Source organism: Heyndrickxia sp. FW510-T9 (assembly GCF_058781025.1).
The window spans coordinates 1-17,820 of the sequence record NZ_JBYSWK010000048.1; the positions used below are offsets into that span (position 1 = coordinate 1).

20 protein-coding genes are annotated in these 17,820 nt (G+C 35.1%); 17 read left to right on the top strand and 3 right to left on the bottom strand.

Features of this window, described 5'->3' with window-relative positions; all coding sequences use genetic code 11:
• On the top strand, positions 1 to 1,476 hold a 1,476-nt coding region (locus tag AC3WJF_RS18540; RefSeq protein WP_492454855.1), incomplete at its 5' end, for a methyl-accepting chemotaxis protein.
• 79 nt (positions 1,477 to 1,555) lie between these two features.
• Here the strand turns inward: AC3WJF_RS18540 and AC3WJF_RS18545 are convergent.
• Entirely contained in the window at positions 1,556 to 1,777 is a 222-nt protein-coding gene (locus AC3WJF_RS18545) for a spore germination protein (RefSeq protein WP_492454857.1), read from the bottom strand.
• A 20-nt stretch (positions 1,778 to 1,797) separates the two neighbouring features.
• Positions 1,798 to 2,019, bottom strand: a complete 222-nt coding sequence (locus AC3WJF_RS18550; RefSeq protein ID WP_492454859.1) for a spore germination protein — start codon at positions 2,017 to 2,019, stop codon at positions 1,798 to 1,800.
• A gap of 253 nt (positions 2,020 to 2,272) precedes the next feature.
• Between AC3WJF_RS18550 and AC3WJF_RS18555 the strand changes: the two genes are divergently transcribed.
• The 5 genes from AC3WJF_RS18555 to AC3WJF_RS18575 all read left to right on the top strand — a co-directional run bounded on the left by AC3WJF_RS18555 (position 2,273) and on the right by AC3WJF_RS18575 (position 8,509).
• Positions 2,273 to 2,962 carry a response regulator transcription factor gene (locus AC3WJF_RS18555; protein WP_492454861.1) on the top strand — a complete coding sequence of 230 codons (690 nt, stop codon included), beginning with the start codon at positions 2,273 to 2,275 and terminating at the stop codon, positions 2,960 to 2,962.
• Between the two features lie 2 nt (positions 2,963 to 2,964).
• Entirely contained in the window at positions 2,965 to 3,963 is a 999-nt protein-coding gene (locus AC3WJF_RS18560; RefSeq protein WP_492454863.1) for a sensor histidine kinase, read from the top strand.
• A 124-nt stretch (positions 3,964 to 4,087) separates the two neighbouring features.
• Positions 4,088 to 4,771, top strand: a complete 684-nt coding sequence (locus AC3WJF_RS18565; RefSeq protein WP_492454864.1) for an ABC transporter ATP-binding protein — start codon at positions 4,088 to 4,090, stop codon at positions 4,769 to 4,771.
• Positions 4,768 to 7,350, top strand: a complete 2,583-nt coding sequence (locus tag AC3WJF_RS18570; protein WP_492454866.1) for an ABC transporter permease — start codon at positions 4,768 to 4,770, stop codon at positions 7,348 to 7,350. Before AC3WJF_RS18565 ends, AC3WJF_RS18570 begins: the two co-directional genes overlap by 4 nt.
• A 304-nt stretch (positions 7,351 to 7,654) precedes the next feature.
• Positions 7,655 to 8,509: an alpha/beta fold hydrolase gene (locus AC3WJF_RS18575; protein ID WP_492454868.1), complete on the top strand. Its 855-nt coding sequence runs from the start codon at positions 7,655 to 7,657 to the stop codon at positions 8,507 to 8,509.
• 155 nt (positions 8,510 to 8,664) lie between these two features.
• Here the strand turns inward: AC3WJF_RS18575 and AC3WJF_RS18580 are convergent, their stop codons facing one another.
• Positions 8,665 to 9,609, bottom strand: a complete 945-nt coding sequence (locus tag AC3WJF_RS18580) for an urea transporter (RefSeq protein ID WP_492454870.1) — start codon at positions 9,607 to 9,609, stop codon at positions 8,665 to 8,667.
• Between the two features lie 182 nt (positions 9,610 to 9,791).
• On the opposite strand from AC3WJF_RS18580, the gene AC3WJF_RS18585 reads away from it, so the two are divergent.
• The 11 genes from AC3WJF_RS18585 (at position 9,792) to AC3WJF_RS18635 (ending at position 17,815) form a co-directional block, all read left to right on the top strand.
• Positions 9,792 to 10,094 carry an urease subunit gamma gene (locus AC3WJF_RS18585; protein WP_492454872.1) on the top strand — a complete coding sequence of 101 codons (303 nt, stop codon included), beginning with the start codon at positions 9,792 to 9,794 and terminating at the stop codon, positions 10,092 to 10,094.
• 21 nt (positions 10,095 to 10,115) lie between these two features.
• Positions 10,116 to 10,439 (top strand): urease subunit beta, encoded by a 324-nt coding sequence (locus AC3WJF_RS18590; protein WP_492454874.1) that lies wholly within the window; start codon positions 10,116 to 10,118, stop codon positions 10,437 to 10,439.
• Positions 10,436 to 12,148: an urease subunit alpha gene (gene ureC, locus AC3WJF_RS18595; protein WP_492454876.1), complete on the top strand. Its 1,713-nt coding sequence runs from the start codon at positions 10,436 to 10,438 to the stop codon at positions 12,146 to 12,148. The genes AC3WJF_RS18590 and ureC overlap by 4 nt, the downstream gene beginning before the upstream one ends.
• Before the next feature lie 11 nt (positions 12,149 to 12,159).
• Positions 12,160 to 12,618, top strand: a complete 459-nt coding sequence (gene ureE / locus AC3WJF_RS18600; RefSeq protein WP_492454877.1) for an urease accessory protein UreE — start codon at positions 12,160 to 12,162, stop codon at positions 12,616 to 12,618.
• A complete protein-coding gene (locus AC3WJF_RS18605; RefSeq protein ID WP_492454879.1) occupies positions 12,608 to 13,294 on the top strand; it encodes an urease accessory protein UreF in 687 nt (228 codons plus the stop codon). Before ureE ends, AC3WJF_RS18605 begins: the two co-directional genes overlap by 11 nt.
• Before the next feature lie 66 nt (positions 13,295 to 13,360).
• A complete protein-coding gene (ureG, locus tag AC3WJF_RS18610) occupies positions 13,361 to 13,972 on the top strand; it encodes an urease accessory protein UreG (RefSeq protein ID WP_492454881.1) in 612 nt (203 codons plus the stop codon).
• Position 13,973: 1 nt separating this feature from the next.
• Positions 13,974 to 14,798 (top strand): urease accessory protein UreD, encoded by an 825-nt coding sequence (locus tag AC3WJF_RS18615; RefSeq protein ID WP_492454883.1) that lies wholly within the window; start codon positions 13,974 to 13,976, stop codon positions 14,796 to 14,798.
• A 140-nt stretch (positions 14,799 to 14,938) separates the two neighbouring features.
• The gene (locus AC3WJF_RS18620; protein ID WP_492454885.1) at positions 14,939 to 15,850 is read left to right on the top strand and encodes a DMT family transporter; all 912 of its coding nucleotides are present in this window, start codon (positions 14,939 to 14,941) and stop codon (positions 15,848 to 15,850) included.
• A gap of 145 nt (positions 15,851 to 15,995) precedes the next feature.
• On the top strand, positions 15,996 to 16,199 hold the full coding sequence (locus tag AC3WJF_RS18625; RefSeq protein WP_492454886.1) for a glycine zipper domain-containing protein: 204 nt from the start codon (positions 15,996 to 15,998) through the stop codon (positions 16,197 to 16,199).
• Positions 16,200 to 16,348: 149 nt separating this feature from the next.
• Positions 16,349 to 16,975 carry a YkoP family protein gene (locus AC3WJF_RS18630; protein ID WP_492454887.1) on the top strand — a complete coding sequence of 209 codons (627 nt, stop codon included), beginning with the start codon at positions 16,349 to 16,351 and terminating at the stop codon, positions 16,973 to 16,975.
• A 126-nt stretch (positions 16,976 to 17,101) separates the two neighbouring features.
• A complete protein-coding gene (locus AC3WJF_RS18635) occupies positions 17,102 to 17,815 on the top strand; it encodes an endonuclease/exonuclease/phosphatase family protein (protein WP_492454889.1) in 714 nt (237 codons plus the stop codon).
• Positions 17,816 to 17,820: the final 5 nt, after the last annotated feature.

Genomic DNA, 17,820 nt, shown 5'->3' on the forward strand with positions numbered 1-17,820 from the left:
GATTTAGAATATAAAATGGAATCCGAAACGGATAATGAAAAATTAGCAAAATTAATTAGTAGTACAAGTAAATTAACCAAAAGGGAAATCGACAAACAACGGTTAATGAAATTAAATGAGTTAAATCAACAGTTTAAACAAAAAAATGATCAATTATTTCAAATGGTACAAAATGACCGAAAACAGGATGAAATTATATATTTTTACGATAAGGAATTATTACCGCTAGGAAAACAAATTGCACCATTATCTGATGAGGTAGCAAATGGGCAGCAAAAGTTAATGAGTGAAGGACGAAAAAATAATACTAAGATGATTAACAATGCAATTATGATGGTCTCAACTATCAGTATTATTGCTTTTATATTAGCAATTACAATTGGTTTATTAATTTCAAGGATAATCTCTCAACCAATAATAAAAATGGTAAAAGTAGCTGAACGAATTGCTCTTGGTGATTTATCCTCAGACAATATTATAGTAAAAAATAAAGATGAAATCGGTATATTGGCAAAAGCTTTTAATCAAATGAAAGAAAATCTTCGGCATTTAGTTACTCAAGTAAGTATGAGTGCTGAACAAGTGGCATCTGCATCAGAAGAATTAACAGCAAGTGCTGAGCAAACTAGTCAAGCTTCTGAAACAATATCTTCTACTATTCAAGAAATGGTAATGATTGCGGATTCGCAACTGGAAAATGTGAATGAAGGTGTCAAAGTAATGGATGAAATGTCAACAGGTATTCATCAGGTTACGGAGAATGGTCAAATAACTTCACATCTTTCAATGCAAGCTTCTCAAAAATCAATGGAGGGGAATCAAGCAATCCAACTTGCGGTAAAACAAATGAATTCAATCGATGAAACAATGAATCAATTGGTTCAAGTTGTAAGAGTTATGGATGAGTATTCCACTGAGATTGAAAAAATTGTTGATGTAATATCAAGTATTGCCTCACAAACCAATCTATTGGCACTAAATGCAGCAATTGAAGCAGCTAGAGCTGGTGAACATGGACATGGATTTGCGGTTGTAGCGGACGAGGTTCGACAATTAGCTGAACAGTCATCCGTTTCAACAAGTAAGATTACGAAATTAATTTCGAACATTCAATCACACACAAAAAAAGTAGTTCAGACAATGGAAACTGGTTCAAGTGAAGTCCGCCAAGGAACCAAAGTAGTTAATAATGCGGGTAGATTATTTGAAGAAATTAAACAATATGTCGATCAGGTTGCAACTCAAGTGCAAGAGATTTCTGCAGCCTCAGAGCAAATTTCAGCTAGTACCGTAGAGGTTGTCCAGTCTGTGGATTCTATTGCTAAGGAGTCTGAAAAAGTATCTTTAGAATCCCAAAATATATCGTCTTCATCGGAAGAACAATTGGCTTCTATGGAAGAGATTTCTGCATCTGCATCCTCCTTAGCAAAAATGGCAGAGGAATTACAACTACTAATCGGGAAATTTAAAGTATAGATACGATAAGCGAAACAAAGAAACCCTTTATTAAAAAGGGTTTTAATTGTTTATGTGGGTGTTTAAGAAAGAATCTAAATTAGTTATTAGCTACTGTAGGCTGGTCAATTACACTAGTATCTATTGCATTATTTACGCTTATTACGTTGTTTTGTATGTTAAAAGCTGCATTAGCACCACCACTTCCACCGACTGCGTCCTTTGCGGCCAGTTTTGGAGAAAACCACGCAGCATCCCCAAATTGAACAATTGCTTCTTCACCAATATCTAATATTTGTAAAGTACCTAAGAATGCTGGCATCTCTATCATTCCTTTATAAATTAATTATTACCTGCAATTGTCTGATCTACGACACTTGAATTTATAGCATTATTCACACTAACTAAATTGTTAGTTATGTTAAAAGCTGCGTTAGAAGGACCGCTACCGCCAATAGCTTCTTTAGTTGCTGCTTTTGGAGAAAGCCATGCTAAATCCCCAAAATGAACAGTTGCTGTACCGCCGATATTTAATATTTGTGTTGCACCTAAAAATGCGGGCATTGCATTCCATCCCTTTATAAATATTTTTAATATGCTATTCAAAGCAGTTATAACTTGAATAGGCGAATATCCTAGAAATTATAATGATGCAAAAGTTATATTATTCGGGATTAAGGACTAAGCGGTTTTAGACGCATATATATATATGAAGTTTTTGAGAATAAGCTTTGTTTATTTTGACGAACGATATCTTTCTAAAATAAGATAAAAGTATGTAGAAGAGACAAAAAATAAATAGATTAGGGTGTAAGGAATGAAAATTTTATTAGTGGAAGATGATAAAATAATCGCATCTGGCTTAGAATATTCTTTAAAACAGGATGGCTATGAAATTGTCCTTTGTTATGATACTGAGTCAGCACAAAAGGTCATTGAGAAACAACTAAGAGAGATTGAACTTTGTATATTTGATTTATCACTGCCAGATGGAAGCGGTTATGATTTATGTAAATCAGTGAAGACAAAAAGCGATAAGCCAGTCATTTTTTTAACAGCATTAGATGATGAAGTAAATGTTGTCATGGGTCTTGACATGGGAGCAGATGATTATATAACGAAGCCCTTTCGAATTCGCGAACTGCTTTCACGCATAAAATCTGTTCTACGAAGATATCATAAACAAGCGCAAGCTCAACCGAAAACACAAATTGAAATAGAAAATATCCGAATCAATACAATAGAAGGCAGAGTCTATAAAAATGGAGAAGAAGTACTGTTAACAGCATTAGAGTATCGACTGTTACTGATATTTGCCCATCATATCGGACAGGTATTAACGAGAAACCAGCTGCTTGAGCGGATATGGGATGTGGCGGGAGATTTTGTAAATGATAATACATTGACAGTGTATATTAAGAGATTAAGAGAAAAGCTTGAAGACAACCCCCAAATCCCAATCATCATTAAAACAATACGTGGAATGGGCTATAAGGTTGGTGATTAATCATGTTACGTAACCGGGAAATACGATTATTTATCACTATTCTTTGCATCATTAGCATCTTTTCCTCCATAATAGCTGCCATACTAATTTCCTTAAAAGCGGCTATATTTCTCTTTATCACTTCCAATTTACTTATTATATGCAGTCTTATCTTTACAAAATGGCGGTATCGTGAAATTGAAAAGCTATCCAGTTATTTGCGTCGAATTTGCGGTGGAGATTATTCCCTAGATATCCGTGACAATTATGAAGGGGAGCTTAGTATTTTAAAAAGTAATATTTATAAAGTTACATTAATGCTTTCTGAACAAAGCTCCTTATTGCAAGAAGACAAAACAAAATTAACTGAAGCTATTTCCGATATATCACATCAACTCAAAACACCTCTAACATCAATGTTAATGATGTCTGATTTATTAACAGATCCAAATCTAAATAAAGAAAAGCGAGTTGAGTTCACCCATAATATTACTGTGCAATTAGAGAGGATGGAGTGGTTAGTATCATCATTATTAAAGCTTTCGAAAATAGATGCAGGCACAGTAGCTTTTAAAAAGGAAGAGAATTCTGTTCATGAATTAATCCAAAAATCTGTGCAATCTGTAGCCATTCTTATGGACATAAAACAGCAGACATTGAAAATAAAAGGAGATAAGAATGTAGGTTTTATTGGTGATAAAAAATGGACAGCCGAAGCAATTATAAACATTTTAAAAAATAGTGTAGAGCATACCAAAAATGGCGGAGAGATTACAATTCTCTATTCAGAAAATGCCTTATTTACAGAAATAACAATTAATGATAATGGCAAAGGGATTGTGAAAGAGGATCTTCCTTATATTTTTAAACGGTTCTACAAAGGGAAAAACGCTGGTGAGGATAGTGTGGGAATTGGACTTGCCATGGCATATAGTATTATCACCAGTCAGCAAGGGGATATAAAGGTAACAAGTGAGCTTGGAAAAGGGACAAGATTTCAAATTAAATTGTATAAACGGTAATTTGACTGCTATTATTCTCCTTTAGTTGCCATGACTCTAGGTGACTAATTTGTCACTTAAGAGTCACGTTAAAGTCATTGAAGACAGATATACTAACAATTAACATCATTATGGAGGTTTAGAAATGAATATTTTACAAGTAGAAAATCTGTCTAAAGTATATGGCAAAGGAGAAACTGCAGTGAAGGCACTTGATGACGTTTCCTTTTCTGTTAATAAGGGAGAGTTTGTAGCCATCATTGGGCCATCTGGATCGGGGAAATCTACATTATTGCACTTACTTGGCGGAGTAGATAGACCGACAACCGGTAAAGTTCTTATTGATAATACAGATATTTATCAGCTAAGTGAAACACAATTAGCGATTTTTAGAAGGAGACAAATAGGTTTAATCTATCAGTTCTATAATCTCATTCCTATTCTAACGGTAGAAGAAAATATTACCCTTCCAATGCTATTGGATGAACATAAAGTGGACAAAAAACAGTTTGAGGATATCGTAACTATCTTAGGTTTAAATAATCGGTTAACCCATCTGCCTAATCAGCTTTCAGGTGGTCAACAGCAAAGGGTATCAATTGGTAGAGCGCTAATCAGTAATCCTGCAATAATACTTGCAGATGAACCAACAGGAAATTTGGATAGTAAGAATAGCTCTGAAATTATCGAACTACTAAAGATGTTTAATAAAACGTACAACCAAACACTGATTGTCATTACGCATGATGAACGTATTGCACTACAAGCTGATCGCATTATATCGATTGAAGATGGAAGGATTGCCAAAAATGAGGTGATTCGTCCATGAGCATTATCCATAAGCTGACGATTCGTCAATTAAAGGAAAATAAAAGAAGGACGCTCGTTACGATTATTGGGGTCATAATCTCAGTAGCAATGGTCACTGCAGTTGCAACCCTTAATCTTTCTTATTTGGATTTAATGAAAAGACAAACTATCGCAACAAATGGTGAGTGGCATGTTCAATATAAGGAAGTTAAGCATGATCAACTAAATGCAATAGCAAAGGACGGAGAGACGAAAAAGCTATTCATTGCAAATGATCTTGGCTTTGCTCTATTAAATGGCTCCCAAAATGAAGGTAAGCCGTATTTATTTATAAAAGGATATGATCAAGAAGGTTTTCACCAAATTCCCATTAAATTAATAAGTGGCAGACTACCACAAAAAGAAAATGAGGTTATTATTTCTGAAGAAATTATCTCCAACGCAAAGGTGAAATATAGAATTGGTGATCAATTAAAAGTTAATATTGGGGAACGGTTTTCAGCAGACGAAGGAAAGCAGTTAAGCCAAGAGGATCCATTGCAAACTAAGGACACTTATGGCAAAGCTGAAATTTGGAAAAAGGAAAAGACAGAAACTTTTACGATCGTTGGCATGATGGAAAGGCCCACTTGGGAACCGTCATGGTCACCGGGCTATACAATTATTCGATATATAGATCGAAACAACTTAGCGAAATTGGATAAGGTTGATGTATTTGTCGTCTTAAAGAAAGTGAATGGCTTGCTCTATAAGCACGCTGAAAAGCTAGCTACTCGATATCATATTCAAAAGATTGGATTTAATAATGATTTGCTCCATTACTACGGTGTCACCAAAAATGATAATTTAAAGACAACATTCTATTTACTGCTGGCAATTATTATGGTCATTATAATTATCGGTTCAGTCGCTTTAATTTATAATGCTTTTTCGATAAGTGTTTCAGAACGATCCAGACATTTAGGGATGCTTTCTAGTGTTGGGGCAACTAAAAGGCAAAAGCGAAACTCTGTTTTTTTTGAAGGAGCGATCATTGGTGTGATCAGCATACCAATCGGAATCATTGCCGGAATCCTCGGAATCGCGATTACTTTTAGTTTTATCAACCCATATATTAAAGGTGCGCTTGATGTTACGGAAAAGCTTAAAGTAGTAGTAACACCATTATCCATTATTGTTGCATGTATCATATCTATCATTACGATCTTCATCTCAACCTATTTTCCGGCACGGAAAGCATCAAAGATTTCCGCAATCGATGCGATTCGTCAAACGAATGACATTAAACTATCACGAAAAACAGTAAAAACATCGAAGATAATTCGTAAAATATTTGGAATTGAAGCAGAGATAGGATTGAAAAATGTAAAAAGAAATAAAAGACGATATCAAGCAACTGTATTTTCACTCGTTATTAGTATTGTCCTGTTTTTATCAGTGTCATTTTTCAGTTTAAATGTAGCAAAGTCATATGATTTAGCACAGAAAAATATTAATTTTGATATCCAAGTAACTGGTCGTAATGCGAATCCAGCGAGTTATAAACCACTAACTCAGCTTGAATATGTTACAAAGTCAAGTATCGTGGAACAGCTTTATTTAAATACATGGATAAATAAAGATGATCTTCCCGAAGGATTGAAAGAAAAAGTGAAGCAAAAGAAAGTAGATTTAGAGAATGGGAAATTCCCTTATAATATAGCTTTGTATGGATTGGACAATAAGAGTTTTAAAGCTTATACCAAACAGGTTGGCATAAATGGAGATAACTATCAAAGTTCAAGCACTCCGTCAGCAATCGTCATTGACAAGATATCATATCAAGATTTTGATACTGGAAAATTTATTGAAACAAAGTCGATTAAGACAAAGCCGGGAAAGGTAGTTGAATTATTTTCATATAATGACAAGGGAAAACTAGACCATGTAAAAAATATAGAAATTGCTGCTTTGACCGATCAAGTACCAATGGGAATTCAAACCAGTGAACTTGGCGGACTAGATTTGATTGTTTCTGAAAAGACGATGCAGCAAATATTGGATACACAAAAGACAAATGTAGCACAAACATCTCTTTACTTAAATAGCTCTGACCCAATGGCAACGGAGGCAGCAATTGAGAAAGCGAAACAATCAAACATGTATGTGTACAATGTCTACCATTCTAGACAAAGTTCTCATCAGCTGGCCATGCTTATGTTAGTATTTGCTTATGGATTCATTGCATTGATTTCACTGATCTCAGTCGCAAATATTTTCAATACAATTTCAACCAGCATTTCTCTACGAAAGCGTGAATTTGCGATGCTACGATCTGTCGGTATGACTCCTAAAGGCTTTAATAAAATGATTCACTACGAAAGTGCATTTTATGGCATAAAGGCATTGCTATACGGGCTTCCAATAAGTATTGGTGTCATGATTTTGATCTATTTTTCATTAAAAAGATCCTTTGTATATGGATTTGCATTTCCATGGATGAATATTATTTATGTGGTAGTAATGATTTTCATTTTGATAAGCTTAGCCATGCTATACTCGATTAGTAAAATTAAAAAAGAAAATATCATTGACGGATTAAAACAAGAGAATATATAAGTTGGCTTTTACCTTTCTTTAAAATAACAAGTACCCTATTGAGTAGTTGAATCTAAATAGATTGATTATAGGGTACTTATTTGCATACTCCTGTACGTTGGATAAATTATGCATTTGATTATACAACTTATCCGACACCTTATATCAATCAATTAGTAATACCCACCATCTGTTGAAAAATATATAATTCAAACTCCCTTTTCATTTGCCGTAAAAATAGCTATACAATTTTGAAAATTATTCGTAAAATAAAAACTATACAGTCGGTTTTTGAAAAGAATAAAGTTTTGGAGGGGGAAATAAAATGTCAAGTCCAATAAACGAAAAGGTTCATTTTAGTACTAATTATTATGATGGATTATATGTTTCAACTATTGGTGAAGGGGAGCCAATTATTTTCTTGCACGGAGGTCCAGGTGGCGAGCATCGATTCTTTCTTCCCCATCTTATACCACTCTCTCAAAAATTTAAATTAATATTTTATGATCAAAGAGGGTGTGGAAAATCTAAACTATCTGAAAATAGCCAGTATACAATGCAAGAGGAAGTAAAAGCATTAGAAATAATACGAAAGGAATTAAATTTGGAAAAAATGAATTTGGTAGGGGAATCATGGGGGTCTATGCTAGCTCTTCTTTATGCAACTACCTATCCTGAAAGAGTCAATAAAATGCTATTAACAGCAGCAATTGGTATTACAGCCGAAGGTTTTAATAAATTCGCGGAAGAATTAGAAAGTAAATTGTCAGAAGAAGATATAGCTCAACTGAATTATTGGGAAAAAATATTAGAAAATGATGATTCTGCCTTAAGGGAGATATTTAAAATTATTGATAGGTATTATGTTTATTCAGAAGATACACTAAAACGTAAAACGAAAACCTCATCAAATCCAACAGTTAATGCTGAATTAGGTAAAGATATCATGGAAAACTATAATTTATCTGATAGTATCAACAAAATAAAAGATATACCTATATTAGTTGCGCAGGGAAGTCATGACATCCTTCATCCTGGGTTAATTAAAAATCTCCTTATAGAACATATTCCTCATGCAGAAATGGTAGTTATTGAAAAATGCGGGCATTGGACAGTAGTAGAAAAACCGAATGAAGTGATGAATATTGCACAAAGATTTTTTGGAACACAATCTCAATAAGGTCATTAGAAATATTGGGGCATCCAAGATTACTTTGAAAATATACATGAAGGATAATAAAAGCATTTCCATTTGCGAAATGCTTTTTCTCTTTGCTCCGATTTATATTATCTAGACACACTTTGAAGGTACTGTGTTATGCGTAGAACAGAGTATTAAAATTTTGGAAGCACCTTCCTCGCTCCTAAAAAGAGCCATGTACAAAAGACAAATGGCATTGTCAAGGCAGGTAATCCGAACGGAAGCATCCATGTGATAACGCTTGCTGCGATAGGTACTGTTAGACAAGAAGCTGCAATTCCTGAAATGAGGGCGAATGGATGGTTTTCCGTATTAAAAACTTTAGATATCGCTAATATTGTTAAGATGGCATTATATCCGTAAAGACCTGAATAAATTAAGGAATGCTCCCCACCTAAGGCATATGCCGTAATTAATGCAGCAGCATTCCCAACGATTGCATAAAGACCTAAACGCCAGCCTGCCCAAAATACACCTATAAAAAGAAGAATTCCGGAAAAAACATCTTCAAGAAAAAAAATTTGCCCCATTCCATTAAAACTCCCATGAAGCCAATTAATTTCCCCTTTTATCGTCAACTTCCAATTCGCTAAACTTTGTGGAATTAAGTCAGAACTCAATTTGAAAGCTTTCAAACGATAAGAAGTCAATAGCCAAAACCATGTAAGTACAATATATGGAAATGTAAGAATAGGAATCTCGGTTTTTTTCATAATATGCGTCATTGCTGCACTAAAAATTGCGGTAAATGCCGCTCCAAAAAGTGCAATTATCCACTGATAAGGTTCTTCTAAAAAGATGGTAAGCGCCATTCCAGTTAAAACAGAATTAAATCCGAATAAACCTTGATGAACTGCTTTTTTATCTGCTCCTCCAAGTTTTCCAACAAGCGTACCAATCATGGCAGATAAAATGGTGATAATTCCTAAAGTAAAAGAGGAAATCATGATGGCTATTAGAAATATAAATCCAGTTATCGCATTCTCGATTAGCATTACCTGAGAAATTCCTTTTAATGAAGCTATTAAAAAAGAAAGAAAAGTCCAATCCTTATTTGTCTTGAGGTTATGTTTAAACATAGAATTTCCCACATCTCCTAGATATTGAAATTAAAATTTTTTTCCATTTTCATGTTGAATAAAGCAAGAACTTTATGTGAATAATGGTGTCGAAATATCCTAGTTTCACAAAAACATTTCATTTATAAGAGTGACTGTAAGTATCAAACGTTTTACAAATATTTTATATAAGGAGGTCCAGTATGCAATTAACACCACGTGAAATTGACAAGCTCATGATTGTTGTGGCCGCAGATCTTGCAAAACGTCGAAAAGAAAGAGGTCTAAAATTAAATTACCCAGAATCGGTCGCACTTATTACATATGAAGTATTAGAAGGTGCACGAGACGGAAAAACGGTTGCAGAATTAATGGAATATGGAGCAACCATTTTAACTCGTGAAGATGTCATGGAAGGTATAGCCGACATTGTAGATGATGTTCAAGTGGAAGCTACATTTCCGGATGGAACAATGCTTGTAACCGTACATGATCCCATTAGATAAATCAAAACAGGAGGTACAAACATGGAACCAGGTCAATATTTCTTAAAAGAGGAAGACATTATTTGTAATGCTGGAAGAGAAGCCATAAAACTTTCCGTAACAAATACAGGGGATCGTCCTGTTCAAGTAGGATCTCATTATCATTTTTATGAGGTGAATGATGCGCTGCAATTTAGTAGGGAAGATGGATATGGCAAACGTTTGAATATTCCCGCAGGTGCAGCTGTTCGTTTTGAACCTGGTGATGAGAAGGTAATAGAATTGATTCCCTATGCTGGTGAACGTCATGTATATGGATTTAATAACAAAGTTGATGGTTCTCTTGAAGGAGGGGGTAAGAAATGAGTTTCAAAATGCCCAGAAAACAATACGTCCAGATGTACGGCCCGACAACAGGTGACTCTATTCGTCTGGCAGATACCGAGCTAATTGTACAAATTGAAAAAGACTATACAACATATGGGGAAGAAGTTATTTTCGGTGGTGGAAAGGTTATACGTGATGGAATGGGAATGGATCCTCTTGTAACTAGAGGAGATGGGATACCGGATCTCGTTATAACGAATGCGATTATTTTAGATTACACTGGAATTTATAAAGCAGACATTGGAATTCGTGATGGGAAAATTTCAGGTATTGGTAAGAGTGGAAATCCACTAATTATGGACAATGTGGATATTGTTATAGGATCTGGGACGGAAATCATTGCAGGCGAAGGAATGATTGTGACAGCTGGTGGTATCGATACCCATGTTCACTTCATAAATCCCGAACAAATTGATACTGCATTGGCAGGAGGAATTACCACTCTTATTGGTGGTGGTACAGGTTCAACTGCAGGTTCACGTGCAACAACAGCTACACCTGGTGTATGGAATATACACCGTATGCTGGAAGCAGCAGAAGCAATGCATATAAATGTAGGTTTTACAGGAAAAGGACAGGCTGCATGTGAGGAACCCTTAGCAGAACAAATTCGAGCTGGTGCGATTGGGTTAAAAGTACATGAAGATTGGGGGGCTACTGCTTCAGCTATAGACTATTCGCTAAGAGTGGCAGATAAGTATGATGTGCAAATAGCTCTTCACGCGGACTCATTAAATGAATGCGGATTTGTGGAGAATACCATGGAGGCTATTAAAGATAGAGTGATTCATATGTATCACTCAGAAGGAGCAGGTGGTGGACATGCTCCAGATTTATTAAAATGTGCTAGCTATTTAAATGTCTTACCGTCTTCAACGAACCCAACGTTGCCGTACACAATAAATACCATTGATGAGGCTTTAGATATGCTAATGGTTTGCCACCATTTGAATCCATCTGTACCTGAAGATATTGCATTCGCCGATTCTAGAATTCGAAAGGAAACAATAGCGGCAGAAGATGTTTTACAAGATATGGGGATTTTCAGTATGACAAGTTCGGATGCTCAAGCAATGGGAAGAGTTGGGGAGACCATCATCCGTACATGGCAAACAGCACATCACATGAAAAAACAAAGAGGGTTTTTGAACGGTGATAAAAAGCTGTCTGACAATAATCGAGCAAAGCGCTATGTTGCAAAATATACCATTAATCCAGCCATCGCCCATGGTATTTCTGACTATGTTGGCTCTATTGAAGTAGGGAAAATAGCTGATCTAGTCATATGGTCTCCAGCATTTTTTGGAGTCAAACCAGAATTAGTTATTAAGAGTGGATTAATTGTTATGGGGCTGATGGGGGATGCGAATGCTGCTATTCCAACACCACAGCCAGTCATTCATCGTCCTATGTATGCTAGCATGGGAAAAGCGTTGCTAAAGAGTAATATTACCTTTGTTTCTCAAGTAGCTTTCGATGACAAAATTCATGAAAAGCTTGGACTGGAAAGAACTATTCTTCCCGTTCACGGAATTCGAAAATTAACGAAAAAAGACATGAAGCATAATTCCGAAACACCCGAATTAACCGTAGATCCTCAAACATACGAGGTTAGAGTAGATGGTGAATTAATTACATGTGATCCTGCCCATGAACTTCCATTGGCACAACGATATTTTCTATTTTGAGGTGAAATCAATTGATTATTGAAAGAATAGAAACAAATATTGAAGACTTAGAAAAAGAAGCATTAATGAATCGCCATATTGAAAGGGTATATCTTGAAAGTGCCCATTTAGTGAAACGAATTCAACGGGTAAAAACAGACCATGGTAGGGAAATTGGCATTAAGTTAAATGATCATCGTGATCTCGCTCGTGGTGATGTTTTATATATGGATGACAAAAATTTGATTGTCATTGATGTTCTTGCAGACGATTTGATTGTGATTAGTCCCCGTAATTTAAAAGAAATGGGAACAATTGCTCATCAATTAGGTAATCGCCATCTCCCTGCTCAATTTGAGGAGAATGAGATGTTAGTTCAATACGATTACTTGGTGGAGGAGTTACTTCAAGAATTACATATTCCATATCAGAGAGAGGAAAGAAAGGTAAATCAGGCTTTTCGACATATAGGACATAGCCATGGAGAGTAGGATTCTATCCTTATTACAATTATGCGACTCTAACTTTCCTACTGGTGCTTTTAGTCATTCCTACGGTTTGGAGAGTTATATTCAAGAGGATAAAGTACATAATTCCGAAACTTTTTTAGAGTGGCTCCAGGTTTATGTAAATGAGCTCCTTATTTACTCGGATGGACTAGCTTGCCATCTAGTCTTTCAATTATTGAAAAAAAACAATATAGATGAGATTTGGAAGTTGGATCGAATGTTAACCATGCAAAATTTGCCGCGTGAAACGAGAGAAGGTACGATGCGAATTGGCGAAAGAATGTTGAATCTCGTGCAAACATTATATGAAGCATCGATATTAAAACAATATCAAGACCGTATAAAAAGTAAGCATTCCTTTGGACACCCCGCTATCGTATTTTCCATGGTTGCATATCATTTGGGTGTATCGGGTTCAAATACTATCCTATATTATTTATATTCTGTTGTAACCAGTCTAGTTCAAAACGCAGTACGAGCAATTCCAATAGGTCAGACGGACGGGCAAAAAATTATTTTTTCTACCAAAGACCTATTAGTAGAAGCAGCTGCTAAAATTGAGAACTTAAATGAAGATGATTTTGGAATAGTATCACCAGGTCTTGAATTATCACAGATGGTACACGAACGAGTAAATATTCGTATATTCATGTCGTAATTTTGAGGTTAGAGAAGTAAAGAAGGAGTTTTTTCTAATAATATTTATAAGAAAGGAAGGTCTTTGATGGAACCAATTAAAATTGGAGTCGGTGGACCAGTTGGTGCGGGTAAAACAATGTTAGTAGAAAAGTTAACCAGGCACCTGAATGATGAACTAAGTATGGCGGTTGTGACCAACGATATTTATACGAAAGAAGATGCGAAATTCCTTATCCAAAATGGAATCTTACCTGCGGACAGAATAATTGGTGTTGAAACAGGAGGCTGCCCTCATACAGCTATTCGTGAGGATGTATCCATGAATTATGCGGCGATTGAGGAGTTAAAGGAGAAGCATCCCGACATACAGTTAATTTTTGTTGAAAGCGGCGGTGATAATTTGGCTGCTACTTTCAGTCCAGAGCTTGTTGATTTCTCTATTTATATTATCGATGTTGCCCAAGGGGAAAAAATCCCGCGGAAAGGTGGGCAGGGGATGATTAAATCTGATTTATTTATTATTAATAAAACCGATTTGGCGCCACATGTTGGAGCCAGTCTAGAGGTAATGGAGCAAGATACGAAGGTTTTCCGCGGTGATAAGCCGTTTGTTTTTACCAATCTTAAGGATCATGCCGGCTTAGATGATGTAATTGGTTGGATTAAAGAAAACGCGTTATTAGAGGGTTTGGCTTAAGATGGATAATTGGACAGGAATCTTACAATTGAATGCTGGAGAAAAGTATGGGAAAACGATTGCAAATAAAATATATTTTCAAGGCGCATTGAAGGTGATGCGCCCTATTTATCATGATAATTCGGGGCAGGCGTGTTACTACATTCTAAATCCAGGTGGCGGGTACTTAGATGGTGATCGCTATCATATGAAAATATTAGTAGAAACTAACGCAAAACTAACTTTAACAACGCAATCGGCAACAAAAGTATACAAAACACCGAAATCTCACGCCTATCAAGAAACTGAAATCATTCTCCAAAAAGGAAGTCACCTTGAATTAATCCCTGATCCGGTTATTGCATATCGAGGAGCACGTTATAAACAAAAAAATGTAATTCGAATGGAAAAAGGCGCTACTCTTCTATATTCAGATATCATAACACCAGGCTGGTCCCCAGATGGAAAACAATTCAGCTATAAAATGCTGCAATTGATGAACGAAATTTATATGGATAACGAGTTAGTAGTATTTGATCATATTAAATTAGAACCATTAAGGCAAAATATAACTGGAATGGGATTCATGGAAGGATATACACACTTAGGATCCATGCTAGTAGTAGGAGAACAAACGGATCACGACCTACTTGATCGTGTATATAATTCCATTCATATGCATACAAAGGAATTTAAAATTGGACTTTCTATGTTACCAATACCTGGGTTTACTTTGCGTGTTTTCGCCAATTCGACACAAGTAATTGAGAGAATATTTGCTGATTGTCAACATGTGATAAAACAAGAATGGTTTCAAACTAAGCATCATTTTCTTAGAAAATATTAAATAATTATATTCCAGACAAAAGTTAATTGTCGGATAAAACGTTTATATTTTGGTTTTAATGGCACACTTTACCTTGCCACAGTGACGACCTATGATAGAATAGAAAAGTTAGCATGTTGATATAGATTAGGGTGAAGAAGATGTTAAAAGCGTATTTTTGGCTAACTTTTTGTGTAGTGGTCTGGGGAAGCAATTTTGTATTTGGAAAAATATTAGTTCAAGATTTTTCCTCAGGCATACTAACCTTATTAAGGCTTACTTTTATCGTAATAGTTCTACTATTGTTCAGATTGTTAACATACACTAAACCAAAATATCGTTTAAATAAAAAAGATATATTTATCATTCTTGTTCTTGGGATTATTGGTGTATTTATCAATCAATGGTCTTTTTTTATTGGATTGCAAACTGCAGATCCTACGACATCCGCATTAATTTTAGCCATGACACCTATTTTAACTAGTTTTTTAGCATTTGTTTTCCTAAAAGAAAGGTTAACCCTCCGCATGTTAATCGGTTCTATTGTTGCGATCATAGGCATTTTTTTTGTAGTAACGAAAGGAAGTTTATCACATGTTCATTTTGAGAAAGGGCTATTATGGATTGTTATAACAATGATTACCTTTGCAATTATGATTATTATGACAAGAGGGCTATCTCAACGAATAGATCCACTTACTATAACTTTATATTCGAATATAATCGGTTTTATCATGTCTATTCCATTTGCCTTTTTAGTGGACAATCCAATAAGAGTTAGCCATCATATTAACGATTGGTTTCTGTTAATTGGGACGGCAGTTGTGGTGCACGGAATCGCAACCCTTATTTGGAATCAAAATATTCGACATGTAAATGCTTCAAAAGCATCCATTTTATCTAATTTAGAACCGTTTGTGGCAATGATAATGGGATTGTTTTTGCTATTTAAACCAATAACTGGTGCGGAAATCATTGGTTCTTTATTTATTGTTGGTGGAGTTTTGCTTTCTACCTATCAGCTTAAAAGGCAAAACAGCAATACATTATTATTTAAAAAGCAAAGTAAATAGTTAAGCTCTAACATATTATTGATGCGGGTACTTTCATTAAAGTCAGGAACTAAGTAGTGTAAATCCGCCCCGATTGGACAAAATAGGCTATGAGGAAGTGATAATGAAAATAATAACATTTCCCAAATCGAGAGGGGTGAAAAGGATGGCTGACAAGGATAGAAATCGTGATGATTTTGATACAAGTGAGGCAGTAGGAACTGGCGCAGGTGCTGTTGCTGGTGGAGCCGTAGGTTCTGTATTTGGTCCGCTTGGTACAGTTGCAGGAGCTATTGCTGGTGGTGCGATGGGTAACAAGGCTGGAGAAAATGTTGATGATGTCAATCATTCAGATCATGAGGAAGAGTAGCATTATTAGTTTTCTTCAATTATAAAAAGGACTTTAACGAGACTCCCAAATTAGGGAGTCTCTGTTAATTTAAAAAAAGTGTTTAAACCTAAGAAATGGTTAAAATAAACTCAGAAACTTTTTTAGTGATAGAAAGGTGGTAAATATAGATGGTTGTTAGGTCGAATGTTCCCATTAGAAAACAAAAAGAAGCATTTAATATAAACCGAAAAAAGAAGGTATTAGTTTTTATATGGATCCAATGGGAGAGAATGTTTAATTGGCTATTTCATATCCAAGCAATTGATAGAAATAATCCGCTTTTAAAGGTAAGGGTTAGAACTTATTGGGGTAAAACAATTCAATTGGTAGATGGAGAGATAATTAAAAGGGGAGATCGTATATTGGAGTTACATCTAAATAATGAGATGCTATACAACATGAGTATCAATTCACGTTCTCCGTTTCAATTAGCAATTCAAATGATCCGTATAACGGAACAGTTATTACCGCAAACACTACCTATCATCTTAAAACATCCAAATTCCGAAAAGATTAAAGCTCTATATGGCGTATCTTTAATTTATCAAGGGACTAATCAATTGGGTTTTACTATTAATAACGTGCCAAAAGGACCATTCTCTTTCTTTACAAAAATTTATTTACGTCTACTCATATCTATCTTTCACCCACAAGGTTTTGAAAGATTACAAAACAAAATGGAGCAATTTGTACCAAAGATGATGATTATGACGAAAAAGGAACTTATGCGAAGATATCCGATTGAAAACTATTAGAGTGTTTGTCAAGTATGAATTGATAATAGAAAATAATTCGCTCATTGATTAATTTACTTATATTTATATTTATATTTCTAATAACTATTTTCAACTTAGAGGTGAAGAGATTTGGATATCAACGTTATGACATATAATATACACCATGGAAAAGGGAGTGATAAGCGTACAGATCTTCATCGCATTGCAGATATTATAAAAAAAAGTAAGTCAGATATTGTTGGGCTGAACGAAGTGGATAGAAATTTTTCTCGGCGGAGTAATTATGAAGATCAAATTAGTTGGCTAGCAAAGCAATTAAACATGTATCACGCATTTAGTCCGTCTCTTTCCTTAGCACATAAGGGAAATAAGCATGTTAGAGAATATGGGAATGCTATTTTGTCCCGATATCCAATAGTAACGTATAATAGTTATACTTTTCATTTAAAGCTTGGACTCGCTGAACCAAGATCCTTACTTGAAGCTATCATTCAAATTAATGGAAAGCAAGTTCGTTTTTATGTTTCGCATTTAAGTATTAATACTTTTCTTCATCGTAAACAATCGAATTTTATCCTCCAGAAGTTTAATCAGTGTTCATATCCTACAATTATTATGGGTGATTGGAACATGAAGGCTGGTTCCAAAAAATGGTGTCGCATTACGAAAACGTATCAAGATGTATGGAATCTTGCAGGCAATGGACCAGGCTTTACATATCCCTCACAGAAGCCAAAATTAAGATTAGACTATCTTTTTGTGAGCAGAGATGTTCAAGTAGATTATGTAGAAGTTGTAAACATATTATCCATAGCATCTGATCATTTGCCTTTAAAAGCGACACTTTCCATCTTTTAATAATA